The sequence below is a fragment of the Parabacteroides sp. CT06 genome, from assembly GCF_002257605.1.
Taxonomy (GTDB): Bacteria; Bacteroidota; Bacteroidia; order Bacteroidales; family Tannerellaceae; genus Parabacteroides; species Parabacteroides distasonis.
In genome coordinates, this window is the sequence record NZ_CP022754.1 from 905,740 (window position 1) to 922,432 (window position 16,693).

Annotated in this window: 17 protein-coding genes and 1 tRNA gene; 6 read left to right on the forward strand and 12 right to left on the reverse strand. The window is 44.2% G+C overall.

The features are described 5' to 3' along the window. Window position 1 precedes the first annotated feature (1 nt). The 3 genes from CI960_RS03930 to CI960_RS03940 all read right to left on the reverse strand — a co-directional run bounded on the left by CI960_RS03930 (window position 2) and on the right by CI960_RS03940 (window position 4,542). A complete protein-coding gene (locus tag CI960_RS03930) occupies window positions 2-1,555 on the reverse strand; it encodes an acyl-CoA carboxylase subunit beta (protein WP_005861522.1) in 1,554 nt (517 codons plus the stop codon). Between the two features lie 36 nt (window positions 1,556-1,591). Then, window positions 1,592-2,002, reverse strand: a complete 411-nt coding sequence (gene mce / locus CI960_RS03935) for a methylmalonyl-CoA epimerase (protein WP_005861524.1) — start codon at window positions 2,000-2,002, stop codon at window positions 1,592-1,594. A 128-nt stretch (window positions 2,003-2,130) separates the two neighbouring features. Then, window positions 2,131-4,542, reverse strand: coding sequence for a TonB-dependent receptor (locus CI960_RS03940; protein WP_005861526.1), 2,412 nt, complete (start codon window positions 4,540-4,542; stop codon window positions 2,131-2,133). 121 nt (window positions 4,543-4,663) lie between these two features. Between CI960_RS03940 and CI960_RS03945 the strand changes: the two genes are divergently transcribed. From CI960_RS03945 to CI960_RS03960, 4 genes are read left to right on the forward strand one after another with little or no spacing between them, the layout of a single operon-like run. Next, window positions 4,664-5,224, forward strand: a complete 561-nt coding sequence (locus CI960_RS03945; protein ID WP_005861528.1) for a nitroreductase family protein — start codon at window positions 4,664-4,666, stop codon at window positions 5,222-5,224. Next, on the forward strand, window positions 5,221-5,988 hold the full coding sequence (locus CI960_RS03950) for a Rossmann-like and DUF2520 domain-containing protein (protein WP_005861530.1): 768 nt from the start codon (window positions 5,221-5,223) through the stop codon (window positions 5,986-5,988). The genes CI960_RS03945 and CI960_RS03950 overlap by 4 nt, the downstream gene beginning before the upstream one ends. Next, a complete protein-coding gene (locus CI960_RS03955; RefSeq protein WP_005861532.1) occupies window positions 5,981-6,502 on the forward strand; it encodes an HAD family hydrolase in 522 nt (173 codons plus the stop codon). Before CI960_RS03950 ends, CI960_RS03955 begins: the two co-directional genes overlap by 8 nt. 37 nt (window positions 6,503-6,539) lie before the next feature. Further along, window positions 6,540-7,121, forward strand: a complete 582-nt coding sequence (locus tag CI960_RS03960; protein ID WP_005861534.1) for a Maf-like protein — start codon at window positions 6,540-6,542, stop codon at window positions 7,119-7,121. 2 nt (window positions 7,122-7,123) lie between these two features. Here CI960_RS03960 and CI960_RS03965 read toward each other — a convergent pair whose 3' ends face one another. The 9 genes from CI960_RS03965 to CI960_RS04010 all read right to left on the reverse strand — a co-directional run bounded on the left by CI960_RS03965 (window position 7,124) and on the right by CI960_RS04010 (window position 14,513). After that, window positions 7,124-7,501 (reverse strand): hypothetical protein, encoded by a 378-nt coding sequence (locus CI960_RS03965; protein WP_005861536.1) that lies wholly within the window; start codon window positions 7,499-7,501, stop codon window positions 7,124-7,126. 8 nt (window positions 7,502-7,509) lie between these two features. After that, complete coding sequence (locus tag CI960_RS03970; protein WP_085981421.1) at window positions 7,510-8,541, reverse strand: FAD:protein FMN transferase; 1,032 nt, start codon at window positions 8,539-8,541, stop codon at window positions 7,510-7,512. Window positions 8,542-8,563: 22 nt separating this feature from the next. After that, on the reverse strand, window positions 8,564-10,288 hold the full coding sequence (ilvD, locus tag CI960_RS03975; RefSeq protein ID WP_005861540.1) for a dihydroxy-acid dehydratase: 1,725 nt from the start codon (window positions 10,286-10,288) through the stop codon (window positions 8,564-8,566). Window positions 10,289-10,332: 44 nt separating this feature from the next. Then, entirely contained in the window at window positions 10,333-10,899 is a 567-nt protein-coding gene (locus CI960_RS03980; RefSeq protein ID WP_005861542.1) for a manganese efflux pump MntP family protein, read from the reverse strand. 1 nt (window position 10,900) lies between these two features. Beyond that, the gene (locus tag CI960_RS03985; protein WP_005861544.1) at window positions 10,901-11,422 is read right to left on the reverse strand and encodes a nitroreductase family protein; all 522 of its coding nucleotides are present in this window, start codon (window positions 11,420-11,422) and stop codon (window positions 10,901-10,903) included. After that, on the reverse strand, window positions 11,419-12,369 hold the full coding sequence (locus tag CI960_RS03990) for a glycosyltransferase family 2 protein (RefSeq protein WP_005861546.1): 951 nt from the start codon (window positions 12,367-12,369) through the stop codon (window positions 11,419-11,421). Before CI960_RS03990 ends, CI960_RS03985 begins: the two co-directional genes overlap by 4 nt. Before the next feature lie 21 nt (window positions 12,370-12,390). Then, the gene (locus tag CI960_RS03995) at window positions 12,391-12,921 is read right to left on the reverse strand and encodes a DUF4199 domain-containing protein (RefSeq protein ID WP_005861548.1); all 531 of its coding nucleotides are present in this window, start codon (window positions 12,919-12,921) and stop codon (window positions 12,391-12,393) included. Window positions 12,922-13,049: 128 nt separating this feature from the next. Then, window positions 13,050-13,123: transfer RNA gene (locus CI960_RS04000), tRNA-Thr, on the reverse strand. Between the two features lie 343 nt (window positions 13,124-13,466). Next, on the reverse strand, window positions 13,467-14,513 hold the full coding sequence (locus CI960_RS04010; RefSeq protein ID WP_005861552.1) for a DUF2776 domain-containing protein: 1,047 nt from the start codon (window positions 14,511-14,513) through the stop codon (window positions 13,467-13,469). 36 nt (window positions 14,514-14,549) lie between these two features. On the opposite strand from CI960_RS04010, the gene CI960_RS04015 reads away from it, so the two are divergent. Beyond that, window positions 14,550-15,377 (forward strand): type III pantothenate kinase, encoded by an 828-nt coding sequence (locus CI960_RS04015; protein WP_005861554.1) that lies wholly within the window; start codon window positions 14,550-14,552, stop codon window positions 15,375-15,377. Then, window positions 15,364-16,644, forward strand: a complete 1,281-nt coding sequence (locus tag CI960_RS04020; protein ID WP_005861556.1) for a membrane protein — start codon at window positions 15,364-15,366, stop codon at window positions 16,642-16,644. Before CI960_RS04015 ends, CI960_RS04020 begins: the two co-directional genes overlap by 14 nt. Window positions 16,645-16,693 lie beyond the last annotated feature (49 nt).

Here is a 16,693-nt window from a genome sequence, read left to right on the forward strand (position 1 = left end):
ATTATAGAGGCAGGTTATCATGTTTCTTAGCAGGATTGCTTAGCTTCTTAGTCTGCAATTGCTGCAAAGCACGAATTATACGGAAACGAGTGTTACGCGGTTCGATAACATCGTCGATATAACCGTATTGAGCTGCGTTATAAGGATTAGCGAATGCTTTCTTATATTCAGCTTCTTTCTCTGCTGCGCATGCTTTCGGATCTTCAGCGGCTGCTACTTCCTTGGCGAAGATAACCTCTACGGCACCGCTCGGGCCCATAACGGCGATCTCGGCTGTCGGCCATGCGTAATTCATATCACCACGTAAATGTTTAGAACTCATCACGCAATAAGCTCCACCGTAAGACTTACGCAATGTAACGGTAATCTTAGGAACGGTAGCCTCACCATAAGCGTAAAGCAATTTAGCGCCATGAAGGATTACACCGTTGTATTCCTGACCTGTACCCGGAAGGAATCCCGGAACGTCAACCAATGTTACCAAAGGAATATTGAAAGCGTCGCAGAAACGAACGAAGCGACCTGCTTTACGAGATGCGTTGCTATCCAAGCATCCTGCCATAACCTTCGGCTGGTTGGCTACGATACCGACAGATTGTCCGTTGAAACGAGCGAAACCTACGATGATATTCTTAGCGTAGTCCGCATGGACCTCTAGGAACTCGTTGTTATCGACGATCGTACCGATAACCTCATACATATCGTAAGATTGGTTAGCGTTATCGGGAATGATATCGTTCAATACATCATCCAGACGATCGATCGGGTCTTTACACTCAACTAACGGCGTTTCCTCTAAGTTGTTCTGAGGTAAGAAACTGAGCAATTTACGAATCAATTGCAAACCATCCTCTTCTGTATCAACAGCGAAATGGGCTACACCTGATTTTGTAGTGTGTACGCTGGCTCCACCCAACTGCTCTTGGGTTACATCCTCACCTGTTACGGTTTTTACTACTTTCGGACCTGTCAAGAACATGTAGCTGGTACCACGTGTCATGATGTTGAAGTCTGTCAAAGCCGGAGAATAAACGGCTCCACCGGCGCAAGGGCCGAAGATACCGGAAATCTGGGGAACAACACCAGATGCCAAGATGTTACGTTGGAAAATCTCCGCATATCCTGCCAAGGCGTTTACACCTTCTTGGATACGAGCTCCGCCGGAGTCGTTCAAACCGATAACGGGAGCGCCCATCTTCATGGCTTGATCCATTACTTTACAGATCTTCATAGCCAAAGCCTCAGACAAGGCTCCACCGAATACGGTGAAATCTTGAGCGAAGATATATACCAAACGTCCGTCGATCGTACCATAACCTGTTACGATACCATCGCCTAAATATTTAGTTTTCTCGATACCGAAGTTTGTACAACGGTGTTGAACAAACATGTCGAATTCCTCGAAACTACCTTCGTCAAGCAACATGGCGATACGCTCACGAGCGGTATATTTGCCTTTTTTGTGCTGTGATTCGATTCTTTTCTCTCCTCCACCCAAGCGAGCTTGCTCACGAAGTGCGATGAGCTCTTTTACTTTTTCAAGCTGGTTACTCATTGTATTTTGATTTGTTGTTAGAAATGAACGGATTAATTATTTGTTGCCCGGCATGCAAAGTTCTGTCAATACGCTGCAAGTTGATTTCGGGTGAAGGAAAGCGATGTTCAAGCCTTCCGCGCCACCACGAGGAGCTTTATCGATTAATTTAACGCCTTTTTCCTCAGCCTCGTTCAAAGCTGCCTGTACATCAGGTACCGCGAATGCGATATGGTGGATACCTTCACCTTTTTTCTCGATAAATTTCGCGATCGTGCTATCTTCGCTGGTCGGCTCTAGTAGTTCAATCTTAGTCTGTCCTACCTTGAAAAATGCGGTTTTTACTTTTTGGTCTGCTACTACTTCGATATTGTAGCATTTTAATCCAAGAACGCCTTCATAATAGGGTAAACAAGCCTCGATACTCTTCACTGCGATACCTAAATGTTCGATATGTGTAAGTTCCATGTCAATAATAATTTAAAGATTTAGTAAATGTTTGTTTCTATTGTGTGCAAATGTACACTACTTTTTATGAATGAGGAAATAATTTTTTGTTTTTATCTCCCAGTAAATGTGTTTAAAGATACATTTTATTAAAAATCGACAATCAGACGAACGTTCAATTGACGTCCGGTCAGATAGTTTGGAACTGCGTATTGGACATTATATACATCTGTTATCCAATAGTAGGAACTAACGTTTTTGATGTCTAATATGTTAAACACATCCAGACCTAGCCAAATGTTTTTCAAATGGCGGAAGAAGCCCCTGTCCATGATAGCGTCCGTGCCTCCTGCCAATTGATAGGAGAGGCCGATATCTACACGTTTGTAGGCGGGCGTACGGAAATAGCCGGCTTCGTATCCTTTGCCCGGGATTGTCTGGGGAAGTCCTCCGGATAGAACTCCTTTCAGATTTAGCTTGACTCGTTTATAGCCCGGGAAATAATCTTGGAAGAAGAGTGAGATGTTGTAGCCTTGGCTATTGGCCATAGGAACGGTCGTTGTTTCCCGGATGGTTTGCTGGGCTTTCATCAAGGAGAAGCTGATCCATGAGTCGGTACCCGGTACGAATTCTCCGAAGAATTTGACATCGAGTCCCATGGCGTAACCTTTGGCGCAGTTCTCACCGTAATAGCGGATCTTGACGTTATCTACGGTGTAGGGATTCAGATTGTCCAGCTTTTTATAGTACATCTCGGCGGTCACCTTGAAATTCCGGTCTACGGCACGGAACGTATAATCTCCTCCCAATATGAAATGGATGGAGCGTTGTGACTTTAGATCTTTGTTCAATACCGTGATATTATTGCCGTTCTTATCTTTGTCTACTCTACGTAATTCCTTGTAGAAGGGCGATTGATAATACAGTCCGGTGGCGAAACGGAGCGTCAAGTCTTGGTCGAAGTTCGGGATAAAGCCCAATGAGGCACGGGGACTGAAAAGGAACTCCTTATTATAAGTCCAATAACTACCTCTAACCCCTGCGACTAACGTGAACAGACCTTGCTTGGTCCTGAATTTGAATGCGTCTTGCGCATAAGCGGAAAAGCGTGTGCTTTCTATCTGATTATCAGAAAAGAGGTTCGAATATACACTTACGTTATTACCGGTTTGGGGCAAAGAATAACCTGAGGAATCCCTTTTTTCCCATTCACTGATCTTATCATTGATTTTCTCCATTTGTACCGTGGCTCCCCATTTCAACGTATTGTTTAAAAGGCGGGCCATCCCATAGTGCCCGACATTCATGACGGTGGAGTTCAAACGGTTTCGTGCGTGCTCGTGATAACGGCCTACGGACATGGCGGCTGACGCGTCGTCATTCGGATTTTCCGCTCCGTTCTCGCTCAGCCAATATTCTCCGGCGATATCGTATCCCTCTTCTTCCTTGCTTTTGAAAGCGGAGGCTTGAAGTCCCAACTCTGTGTTCTCATTGGGGTTGTGTTTCAATGTAAGCGCACCGAATAAGGTTTGGAAACGGTCTCTTTCCCTTCCGTCGAAATAGACTTTGAAGTTCTTGGGATGCTCGGCTGTACCGAAAGAGGTTTCCCGGCTATAAGGGGTGAATTTATAATTATTGTTAGCGAGGTTTCCCAAGAAATTGATTTCCCATTTAGGGGCCAATTGGTACGTGATGTAAGTTTGCAAATCGATAAATTTAGGGTCGTATTCTGCGTCTGTATCCATGGTACCCAAAATAGACCGACCGCTTTTAAAGCGGAAACCCGTTACTTGGGTAAATTTACCGATAGAACTGCCTACATAAGCATTCGCGCCCAACAAGCTCGCAGAAGCCGAGCCTTCGAATATCTTAGGTTTTTTATAGGTAATATCCAGCACAGAACTCATCTTGTCTCCGTAACGAGCCTCGAAGCCACCGGCGGCGAAATTGACCGCCTCCGTTAGGTCCGGATTGATAAAGCTAAGGCCCTCTTGTTGTCCCGAGCGAATCAGAAGTGGACGGAATACCTCGATCCCATTCACATAAACGATATTTTCATCATAACTACCTCCACGTACGGAATACTGGGAACTTAACTCGTTATTGGACGATACTCCGGCAAACGTAACGACCAAGCTCTCTATACTACCTCCGGAAGGATCGGGCAATAACTTGATTTTGTCCGCATTTAGGGACTCCATGGTCGTGGTCTGCTTGCGGATGGCAGTAACAGATACTTCCCCTAAATCAAATGAGGTATAGTTCATCTGTACGTTCAGGCGCATATCGGCTTGTGCTGAAGGAATGATACGTTCAGCTTTATTATATCCCAGACAAGAGTAAATAATGGAGATAGAATCCCCCGGCGATATGGAAAAGGAATAATATCCCTTCTCGTTGGTCATGGAGCCGATCAACGTGTTCTTAACCCGGACATTCACTAATTCCAGAGGGTTACCGTCGGCGTCACGGACATAACCAGTGATTTTTATGCGGCCTTCGCCAAAGGCACTCACGGAAATAAGTATAAATAGCAGCGCGGCTATCGCACGAATCTTCATAATCTATTGTTCAATTATAAAAATACTAACGAGAAAAAAGAACGATACGTATATATGGGTGCAAAAAATTATATTTATATTTGCGAATCTTAATATTAAAAGAGTACAAAGAACGAAAAAAATGGAGAGTTTTGCAACACTTATACAAAATAGAAGAAGTACACGTAAGTTTACCGAACAACTACTTTCACCCGAGCAGGTAGAACTGATCTTGAAAGCGGCGTTGATGGCTCCGGCCTCAAAACGTAGTAATCCTTGGCAGTTCGTGGTCGTGGAAGATAAGGAAATGTTGAAGAAACTTGCCGGGTGTAAGAAAAATGGTTCTGCTTTTCTGGAGGGTTGTGCCTTGGCCGTGGTTGTCTTGGCGAATGTGATGGAAAGCGATGTTTGGATCGAGGACGCTTCGGTCGCTTCTATTTATATGCAATTGCAAGCGGAGGATTTGGGATTGGGCAGTTGCTGGTGTCAGATCCGGAACCGGGTAACAGAGGACGAGGCGGATTCGAATAATTATGTTCGTTCGTTGCTGGATATCCCTTATCAATTGGATGTCTTGTCTATCATTGGTATCGGTTATAAGGATCAGGTTCGTAAGCCTTTTGATGAATCCCATTTACAATGGGAGAAGATACATATAGGAAAGTTCTCTCTTCCGGAAGAAAATAAAGAGGCGGAAGAATGAGAGTCGTATTTGTTGGTGCCGGAAACTTAGCTACCCGGCTTTCGTTGGAAATGCGTAAGTCCGGAATGAGTATCGGGCAAGTGTATAGTCACACAAGTGAGCATGCTAAGATTTTAGCCGATGAATTGGGATGTGGGTGGACTGTTGTCCCGGAAGATATTGTGGAAGATGCCGACTTGTATGTTTTCTCTTTGAAAGATGCCGTGCTCCAAGATGTTATCGCCCGTGTAAAACCGAATAACGGTTTGTGGGTGCATACGGCAGGGAGTATGCCAATCTCTGTATTTGAAGGTCTTACGGCTAGATATGGGGTGGTTTATCCGTTACAAACGTTTAGTAAGAGTAGGGAAGTGGATTTCAAGAAAATACCGTTCTTTTTAGAGGCGAACTCGTCTGAAGATGAGAAGGTGCTGGGCGAGGTGGCTAGGGCGCTCTCCAGTGATGTCCGTTTCCTCTCCTCCGAGAAGCGAAAGAACTTACATTTAGCGGCGGTTTTCGCTTGTAATTTTACGAATCATATGTATGCGCTAGCTGAAAAGATCTTGGAAGAACAGCAAATACCGGGAGAGGTCTTGCTACCTTTGATAGACGAGACAGCCGCTAAGGTACATGTAATGTCGCCGGTGCGAGCCCAAACGGGACCAGCTATACGATATGACGAGAATGTGATAAACAAACATATGGCTATGCTTAAAGATCCGGATATGCGAAATCTATATGAGCTGATTAGCCGAAGTATACATAAGGAGGCTCGACATGAGTAGTATAAACTATGATTTGAGAAAAATAAAGGCTTTTGTCTTTGATGTAGACGGGGTGCTATCCTGCGATGTGATTCCGCTTCACCCGAATGGCGATCCGATGCGTACTGTCAATATCAAGGATGGCTATGCCTTGCAATTGGCCGTGAAGAAAGGTTATGAGGTCGCTATAATTACGGGCGGATATACGGAAGCCGTACAGATTCGCTTTTCTCGTTTAGGAATACAACATATTTATATGCGTAGCGCTGTAAAGGTGCATGACTTTAAGGATTTCATGGAAAAAACGGGCTTGTCTCCTGAGCACATCATGTATGCGGGTGATGATATTCCTGATTATGAGGTAATGACGCGAGTCGGATTGCCGGTGGCACCTGCGGATGCGGCTCCGGAGATCAAGGAGATAGCGAAATATATATCCTCCCGGCGAGGTGGCGAAGGCGTAGCTAGGGACGTGATCGAGCAAACGATGCGGGCGCAAGGACACTGGTTCGGCGAGGAGGCTTTTGGGTGGTAAAATTTTGGTGAATGTGTAACGCTTAATCGAATAGGTTATGTTAGAGAATTTAAAAAAGTACAAGATCGTCTTAGCCTCTAATTCTCCGAGACGACGGAATTTGTTATCTGGTCTGGATATCGACTTCGAGGTGAGGGTAATTTCGGATATTGACGAGTCTTACCCGGATTCTATTGACTCCATGGAGATCCCTTTATATATTGCCCGTTCGAAAGCGGAGGCCTATAAACCGACTATGGCGGATGATGAATTGCTAATCACGGCAGATACGATCGTTTGGACGTTTGACGGGGTTATGGGAAAGCCTGCGAATCGAGAGGAAGCTTATGCTATGCTTCATGCTTTGTCGGATCATGTACATCAGGTAATAACCGGTGTTTGTATCATGACGAAGGACAAAAATGTAGGCTTTTCCGTCGAATCTGCGGTTTGTTTCGCTAAATTGGGTGATGAAGAGATTAATTATTATTTGGATAAATATAAACCTTATGATAAAGCGGGAGGGTATGGCATTCAGGAGTGGATCGGTTATATCGGGGTAGAGGCTATCAATGGTAGTTTTTATAACGTGATGGGATTACCTGTGCAAAAGCTTTATCAGGAATTGAAACATTTTTAATCTCAATTCAAGGTAAAGTATTTATCCTTCATATAATATTCTATCTGATTTAATGTGTGCGCTAAGGCTGGGGGAATCGGTAAGACGACCGGTTTCTCCACATTCCATTCCGGGTCATTTATGATCATGTCGGATAGACTGCCCGCATGTATTAAGATAAGGCGGGTAGGGGCTGAGGCTATAACCTTATGATTGGTGTTTTGCGCAAGTAGCATGAAATGATCTTTTGCCACTTCCGCTATATGTGTCCCTTCTTGGCTGTAAATAATAAGTTTTCCCGAAAATACGAAGATTAATAGGTTATCCGTGGTTGTGGAATTAAACAGGGAATCTCCGGCTCTCAGTATTTTGCATTCAAGTTGATTTAGATAACGCTTCATGTAGGAACTTAAGGATTTTCGAGGATAGCCAATGTTTTTCTGTTAGGAAGGTATTCCAACATACCTTTTGAGTAGGTGACTTTCTGTTGTCCGTTGTTGTCCGCATAAATAATGAAATACTCTATTTGGGGGATGGATTGTGCCAGTAGCTTCGCTTTCTCGACTCCCAAAACCATGAAAGTCGTAGCGTAAGCGTCTGCTGTCATACAATCTTCCGCCACGATTGTCGCACTAAGAATATTTTGTCCAGCGGGATAACCGGTCGCTGGATTGATCGTATGGGCATATTTCTTACCATCCTTGATGTAGAAGTTTCGGTAGTCACCAGAAGTAGCCACCCCCCCTTTTTGGCATAATTGTACGATCTCTTCAACATCATTTGTTACGCCACTTGTCCCTATTTCCGGCTTGTTGATGCCGACTCGCCAACAGTCACCTTGTTGATTTACGCCTTTCATGGTGACCTCACCACCTATTTCTACCATGTAGTTCTTTACGCCTTCCTTTTCCAGCAGGCGGGCGATAACATCGCAAGCATAACCTTTTGCGATGGACGAACAATTCAATAGAATCCGGGGATCTTCTTTGATGATTTTCTTTCCTTCCAATCTCACTTTTTGATAACCGACGAAAGCCTTGATGCTATCGATCATCTGTGGGGTTACGCTGTCCATCTTACTGAATCCGAATCCCCATAGATTAATTAATGGAGCGCAAGTAATATCAAAAGCTCCTCCTGATTTTTTGGAGATTTCTTCCGCCTTATTGAATACTTCGGTAAACCATTCGTCTACCTCCACATCCTCGTTATTATTGACTTTAGCGATCGTGGAGTTGGGGTTGAAAGGATTTAAGGAGAGGTTAAAACGTTGCAGCTCGCTGTCGATCTTATCGGTTAGGATTTGCTTGGCCTTGTATTTGATGTGGTAACTTGTATGAAAAACAGAACCACTCTCTTCGAAATATTGGCCCTTGTCCGAGCAAGCCGTAAGCGATAAGATCAACAGGCTGACTAATATGGAAATATTCTTGCGCATCATTATGAAATTTTATGTCGCGAACTTACATAAAAAATTCCATATATGCCCCTTTCATGGGGGAGACGCTATTGTGTGTATAAATATCAAGGATTCCTTTTTTATATTGTGACTCTGGTTTTATCCAATGTGCACGCCTTTCGGATAGGATCTTTTCTATCTCTTCCGCGCTTCTCTCGATACCGCCGGTACCGATTATATCCAATCTTCTCGCTGGAATATCGATACGGATCAAGTCATCGTTCTCTACCAAGGCGATCGGTCCCCCCTCGGAAGCCTCCGGGGATACATGTCCGATCGCCGGGCCTCGGGTCGCTCCGGAGAAACGACCGTCGGTGATCAATGCGATGGTCTCTACCAACTCAGGATCGGAGGCGATCGCTTCTGTCGTATAAAACATTTCTGGCATTCCACTTCCTTTCGGTCCTTCATAACGGATAAATACCGCTTCTCCCGGATGGATTTTCTTTTGTAATACCGCCTCAATAGCGTTCTCCTCACAATCGAATACCCTCGCTTTCAGGGTGACTTGCATCAAGCGGGGTGAAATCGCCGAATGTTTTACGACTGCCCCTTCGGGCGCTAAATTTCCTTTCAATATAGCGATGGCTCCTTGTGCCTTGATCGGTGTATGAAGAGGTTTGATAATATCGCCAACCTTTACTCCTAGGGCAGGAAGATATTTATGGCAATTCTCATAGAAGCCGTTGAGCTGTAAATCTTTTAAGTTTTCTCCCAATGTTCTGCCGGTAACGGTCTTGACATCGAGATGGAGGAATTCCTTGATTTCTTCCATGATCGCCGGTACGCCTCCCGCATACCAGAAGTATTCGCCGGGCCAAAAACCGCTGGGACGTATATTTAAAAGGTAGGGGATCTTACGATGTATCTTGTCGAACAAATCCGGTGATAACTGGATTCCCAGTTCGTGGGCGATAGCTGGAAGATGAAGCAGGCTGTTGCTGGAACCCGCTATGGCGGCATGTACCATGATCGCATTTTCAAACGCTTGTATCGTCATGATATCGGAGGGTTTTAACTCTTCTTTCGCCAGTCCGAGTGCATGTTCTCCGGCTTTACGGGCGGTTTCTTTTAACTCGGGTAAATGGGCGGGGATCAAGGCGGAGCCCGGTAAAGCGATGCCAAGCGCTTCTGCCATTACTTGCATCGTGGAGGCGGTACCCATGAAAGAGCAAGCTCCACAATCCGGACATGCGTCACGCTTATAAACCATGAATTGTTCTTCCGTTATTTCCTTTCGCTCGTATTGGGCGCTATAGGTACCGATTTGTTCTAACGTGAGTAGGTTGGGACCGGCTTTCATTATACCACCGGGCATGAATATAGCAGGCATATCTAGCCGGGCTATCGCCATCAAATGCGCAGGGACGGATTTGTCGCAACTGGCTATAAAGACACCAGCGTCGAAAGGAGTCGCTTTTACATGAATTTCCATCATGGCGGCCATGATATCACGGGAGACTAATGAGTAGTTCATACCATCGTGTCCCTGCGCCTCTCCATCACAAATATCGGTGACGAAGTAGTTTGCGGCACGTCCCCCCTTTTCCTTTATACCGATTCCGGCCTCGTCCACCAATTTATCCAGATGGGCGCTTCCCGGATGGCTATGTCCGTAACTGCTTTCTACAATGATTTGCGGTTTACTCAATTCGTCGATTTTCCAACCGCTGCCTAGCCGGAGTGAATCCAGCTCCGGCGCTAGTTTTCGTAATTGCTGGCTTTTCATGTCTATTAATTAATGTATAAGGTTATTTATTCAATAAGGTATCCCTAGCTAAAGAATAAATGCTCTATTAAAATTTTTGTACCGATACCGATTAAGATTAAACCTCCGATGAGGTCCAGCTTCAAGTCGATTCTCTTGCCGAATCGGTTACCGAAATAGACACCGAAGGCAGAGATAGCGAAGGTGACAACACCGATAGTCGAGGCTTGCAGCAAGAGTGGTGATTTTAAGATCGCCAGAGAGATTCCTACGGCGAGGGCATCGATACTTGTCGCTATTCCCAATCCGCATAATGTCCGGTTACATAGAGGATCGAATTTCCCGTCTTCCTCCTCTTCTTTCGTGCTATCGTATATCATTTTTCCACCTAAGTAAAGCAAGAGGGTAAATGCGATCCAATGGTCGAAGGCGCAAATGTATTTTTCGAATCCTAATCCCATCGTATAACCGATCACGGTCATTCCGGCTTGGAATATACCGAGCACACTCGCTATCTTAATAATATTACCGGCGGTGCAGTTACTCTTAAGAACTGCGCCGCCGGTAACTGATACTGCTAGGCTATCCATGGATAAGCCGATCGCTAGTAGCAGAACTTCAATGTATAACATACTAGAATGATTCCCGTTTAATAATTTCTTCTATAGGCTTACGTTTCTTTGGAGTCTCATCGAATAATGCCGGGTCGGAAGGATAGCCGAACGGTATCAATACAACAGGCTCGATCATTTCCGGAATTTTAAAATGTTTCCGGCAAAGCTCCGTGTCGAAATTGCAAACCCAGCAAGTTCCCAATCCTTGTTCGGCTGCGGCTAAACAAATATGTTCCGTGGCGATAGCCGCATCGATATCCATATGATCCTTATGATCGCCCCGTTTCCAAGATTGCTGATGATCTCCGCAAACGATCAAGTAATAAGGCGCTTGCTTGAACCATTCCCGGGGATAGCATTCTTGTAATTTAGCTTTTCCTTCCGCACTTTGAACCCAAACAAAATACCAAGGTTGATAATTTACCGCCGAAGGGGCCAAACGAGCTGCTTCTAGGATATAATCAATCTTTTCTTGCTCTACGTTTTTGGGGGCATACTTTCGGATAGAACAACGTTTTCTCGCTAATTCTAGGAAACTCATATCTCATCCTCTATTTTATAGTTATTGCGATTCGGAGAATTGCGGGAAATCAACTCCCCGATAAAGCCCGCTAGGAACATCTGGGTTCCCAGAATCATCGCTGTCAATGAAATATAGAAATAAGGGGAACTTGTAACCAAAGGTCTTAGATCTCCAGAGTACATCGAGATCAATTTCATGCTGAGTACGATTACTAGAGCGATAAAACCAATGAAGAACATAGCGCTTCCCCATAAACCGAAGAAGTGCATCGGTTTCTTTCCGAATTTGGAAGTAAACCAAAGCGTGATCAAATCAAGATAACCGTTCACGAAGCGATCCAACCCGAATTTAGTAGTTCCGTACTTGCGGGCTTGATGTTTCACTACTTTCTCGCCAATCTTGTGAAATCCGGCAATCTTAGCTAAATAAGGTATGTAACGGTGCATATCGTTATACACCTCTATATTTTTAATGACAACATTCTTATACGCTTTCAATCCGCAATTGAAATCGTGTAAGTTCTTTATTCCCGAGAATTTACGAGCTGTCGCGTTGAATAATTTCGTGGGGATCGTCTTAGACAACGGGTCATATCTTTTCTTTTTCCAGCCGGATACCAGATCGTACCCGTCTTCGGTGATCATCCGGTAAAGTTCGGGTATCTCATCCGGGCTGTCCTGCAGATCGGCGTCCATGGTAATGACCACGTCACCTTTAGCCCGTTGGAATCCGCAATGCAATCCCGGCGACTTACCGTAGTTGCGACGGAACTTGATTCCCCGGACGTGTGGAGAACGTTGCTTCAACTCCTCGATCACTTCCCAAGAATTATCCGTACTGCCGTCATTCACGAAAATGACTTCATAGGTATAATTATGTTCTTTCATCACCCGCTCTATCCACGAGAATAACTCGGGTAAAGACTCGGCTTCGTTATACAACGGGATAACAACTGATATGTCCATTATTTGTCTGTAATTAACTTTTTAGCGGTTTTCAGTGATGGAACCTGTCGAATTGTTCCTGCACAAGAGAGCCGCTACCGGTATAGAAAGTATGATGCCGTAAAATACGTTATTAAATATTCCTTGTATGGCCATGTGGATTGGCGAGATACGAATCTTGCTGAGCGAGTCGATCATCTCCGAGCTGACTTGGCTATCCTTTAGTACAGTCGTTAATTGCCCGATCGCATTTGCCACGAAATCAGGCGGGGCGATGAACTGATAAAAGACAAAGTATTCAAGCGAGACGATCAATGCGGCGAAAAAATACAACATCGTGCCGAATCTCCATGCATGAAAGAAACTGATCCTTCCACCGATGTCGTGCCGATATCTTTTCGTCATGTAGTAGGCGATGAAAGGGACGGCGAGCGTCAATAGCCAATAGACAAGACTTAAGGAGGGGACGGAAACGCTGAAGATGAAAAAGATGTATTTCACTACCCAATATATACCCATGGCCAAACCATAAGTCATAGCGCCTTTTAAAAGTAAATTCTTATTCTCTTCCATGATGCTGCAGTTTTGAATTCTTATCAGCAAAATTAATATATTAATGCAAATGCGCAACTATATTATGCCTAAAATGCGAAAAAGGAAGCCTACTTATAAGCTTCCTTCTTTAAGATGTGTCTTATCTGAGCCTCTTGTCGGATTCGAACCAACGACCCCGAGATTACAAATCACGTGCTCTGGCCAACTGAGCTAAAGAGGCAGGTGGGTAAGCTTACTACATCGCGCCGCTACGACCAAGTACCCTTGCTGCGGTCAAGCCCTGGGGGATTCCGAGGGAGCATGCCGTGTAGGACTTACCCGGGTGCAAAAGTAGATATTATTTTTTACTTTGCAAGCGTTTTCTTACTCTTGGGATGATAATTGTTTATAAAGAATTGAAAACCTTATGCTTTTGGTAGTGTTAAAGAATGTTTTATGTGTTGTGGCCGATGGTTTATCAAAGAATGTTGATTTTTTCATTGTGAGGAAAAAATATTTTCATCATGAAGAAAAAGTATTTTCACCGTGAAGAAAAAGTATTTTCATCACGATGAAAAAACAGTTTACTTGGAAGAGGTTCCGCTTTCCAATATGCTGACGATGGAGAACAACGTAAAGCAGATCGCTCCCAGTCCGGCCAATACCCGTGCGGGAATGGCATAATAACTATGCTCGGCCGCCATCTCGAAAAGGAAAGCGGAGAGGAAAAGGCAGAATAAAGCCGTGAATATGGGAATTAATGGAATCCGGTTGGCAAGCTTGAATTCTTCCCTCCATATTTTAGACAGCAAGATCACCTTGCTGGAGATACTATAGCAAACTAATCCAAGGCCGATCATGATATATCCGGTTGAGGCATTAGCCGGGTCGCTATCTCCTAATACGAAGAGGCCCCATATCAGACTGATAGATCCCATCAGGATGACAAAACGGTGCCATAGCCTTTTTTCCAATCGGGAATATGTGTTTCTTATTTGTCGGGCGATCGTGGCGACTAAAGCGATTAAGCTGCTGCAAATACATGCTAGTCCGGCCATCACATGCCCGGCGACAAAGTATTGGGAATGCTCGTCGCTATGCGCTAGCAACCGGTAAGCCCAAATCCATGCGACTATGGATATAAATGATGCTACAAGGATCAAGAATACCCCCTGCCAAAAGTTGAACGCTTTGTCTGGTATTCTGGGATCGTCGCTTTTGGCGTTCATTTGTATTAAGGTGAATCGGGTAGAGGCGGTAGCCGTTGTTGCTACGCATGCGGTTATAAGGCCCACCCCGCAAATGACATGGCCCGCGACAAAGTCTGCTGGCGCCGGTGAGGACATGAGTAAGATAAAGCCCGCCAGAAAAGTGATGGTTGCCGAGAGATATCCAAGGATAGGCAAGGCGAATCTGGCTACATTATTATATGTATGGATAATTTGACGAATAATGGTCGCTGCCGTAGCGAACAAGGCTATACAAATAAAGCCAAGAGAGAATACGACAGGTCCGGCGACGAATCTGCTGGAGTCCACTCCATAGTTAAAGACAAAAAATCCATAACCGAAACAAAAGAGGGCCATTAGCAATGGAATCGCCCTGAATAAGACACTAATCCCGTAATTCATAACTTGTTTTTTATTTAGATTTTTCTTCAAACAGAGATGCGATCCTTTTTGTTCAAGAAGAATTTTAGAGGTTATACGATGTTTTTGCGTGTTATTTCATCATTTTTGTTTTTCTTTGCGGAAAATATCAGAGAAGTGAATCTTATTATAGAACAAGGTAACACGTCATCAAAGGTCGCTGTGTATAAAAATGGGCATATAGAGGCTTCTTTTGTATACAAGCAATTCGGTGTATCTGTGGTCGCTGCTCTTTTTGAGAAGTACGCTTTTACGCAAGGCATTTTATCGACGGTGATAGATACGGACGATGAGTTGATCGCTTATCTAAAAAATAAGCTTCAGCGTTTTGTCTTTCTGGATGAACACGTAGCTTTACCGATCAAGGTGGAATATGGGACGCCGAAAACGCTAGGCAAGGACCGTTTGGCCGCTGTCGTGGGGGCGAATTATTTGCGGCCGGGAAAAAATCTGCTGGTTATCGATGCCGGTACCGCTATCACGTATGAGGTGATAGAAGCGCCGGGTATCTTTCTGGGAGGGAATATCTCTCCGGGGATGACAACCCGTTTTCGAGCGTTGAACCATTTTACGAAGAAACTGCCTTTGGTAACGGAAGAGGATGATATACCGCTTATCGGGAGAAGTACGGAAACGGCTATCCAAGCGGGTGTGGTGAATGGGATTGTTTACGAGATGGACGGATATATTGACGAGCTGAAAGTAAAATATCCGGATCTTTTGGTTTTTTTAACAGGCGGTCATTCGTTTTATTTTGAAAGACGGCTAAAAAACTCCATCTTTGCAGACATTAATTTAGTGTTGACAGGATTAAACAGAATCTTAGAGTATAATGTTGAAAATTAATAAGGTAGTAATAATAAGTTTTCTTATCTTTACACAATTGCCATTGTGGGCTCAAAATAACACGAACTCGCCTTATACGCGATTTGGATATGGAGAGTTGGCGGATCGATCTTTTGGTGCCGGAAGGGCGATGGGTGGAGTCGGTTATGGATTAAGGTCCTCTAAACAGATAAATCCATTAAATCCAGCATCTTATAGTTGTATGGATTCGTTGACATTCCTTTTTGATTTTGGTGCGTCCGGTCAGGTGTCTTGGTTCTATGACGGTACGAATAAGCAACGACAGATGAATGGAAACGTGGAGTATATCGCTATGCAATTTCCGATCACCCGGCGTTTAGCGATGAGTATTGGTTTATTACCTTATTCATATGTAGGATATGATTTCGGCGAGAGCCGTACTGAGGGCGGTTTAAGTTGGGGAGAAAGCTTTAGTGGCGAAGGTGGCTTAAGCGATGCCTATTTAGGGCTCTCCTATGATATTTGGAAGAAGCGTCTTTCCATTGGTTTGAACGCCGGATTTTTATTTGGAAATATAACACATTCCCGCAACTTGATTTTCCCGAGTTCGACAGGGGCGGACGATGTGTATAGAAACCAACGTTATGAGATTCGTGATTTAAAGTTAGATTTTGGTATTCAATATACGCATCCTTTGAGCAAGACGGAGCATGTCACGGTAGGTTTCGTTTATTCTCCTGGGAAAAAGCTGAATACGACTGTGTATGATACTCAACTTGTCGGTTCTTCGGCTACATCCGGATATACAAGGAACGATACAATTAAGAATTATCGGTTTGATATGCCAAACTCTTATGGAGCGGGTATCTCTTATGTGAAGGAGAACCGGTTGACGTTAGCTGCGGACTTCTTATATGAGGACTGGGCGAACGCTTATTTTGATAACGAGAAAGGTCAATTCAAGAATCGTACACGTGTAGCGGCTGGTGCCGAATTTATTCCTCGTTATGATAATCGTAATTATCTGGGACGTATCAGATACCGTGCCGGTTTTCATTATAGCAATTCGTACTTAAGAGTCAGTCGCTCCGAGGAGAATGGTTATAAAGGACATGGTTATAATGAATATGGGGCGAGTATCGGTTTTGGGCTTCCATTGATCGATAACCGTTCATTAGTGAACCTGTCATTTGAATACGTGAAGATCCGTCCGGAATTACGTACAATGATTGATGAGCAGTATTTCCGGTTTACGGTGAACTATACATTTAACGAATTATGGTTTTTTAAACGAAAAGTGGATTAAACCGGGAATGGCCGAAAGGGTCTAATGAGTATGATACTTTTTTGAAGGA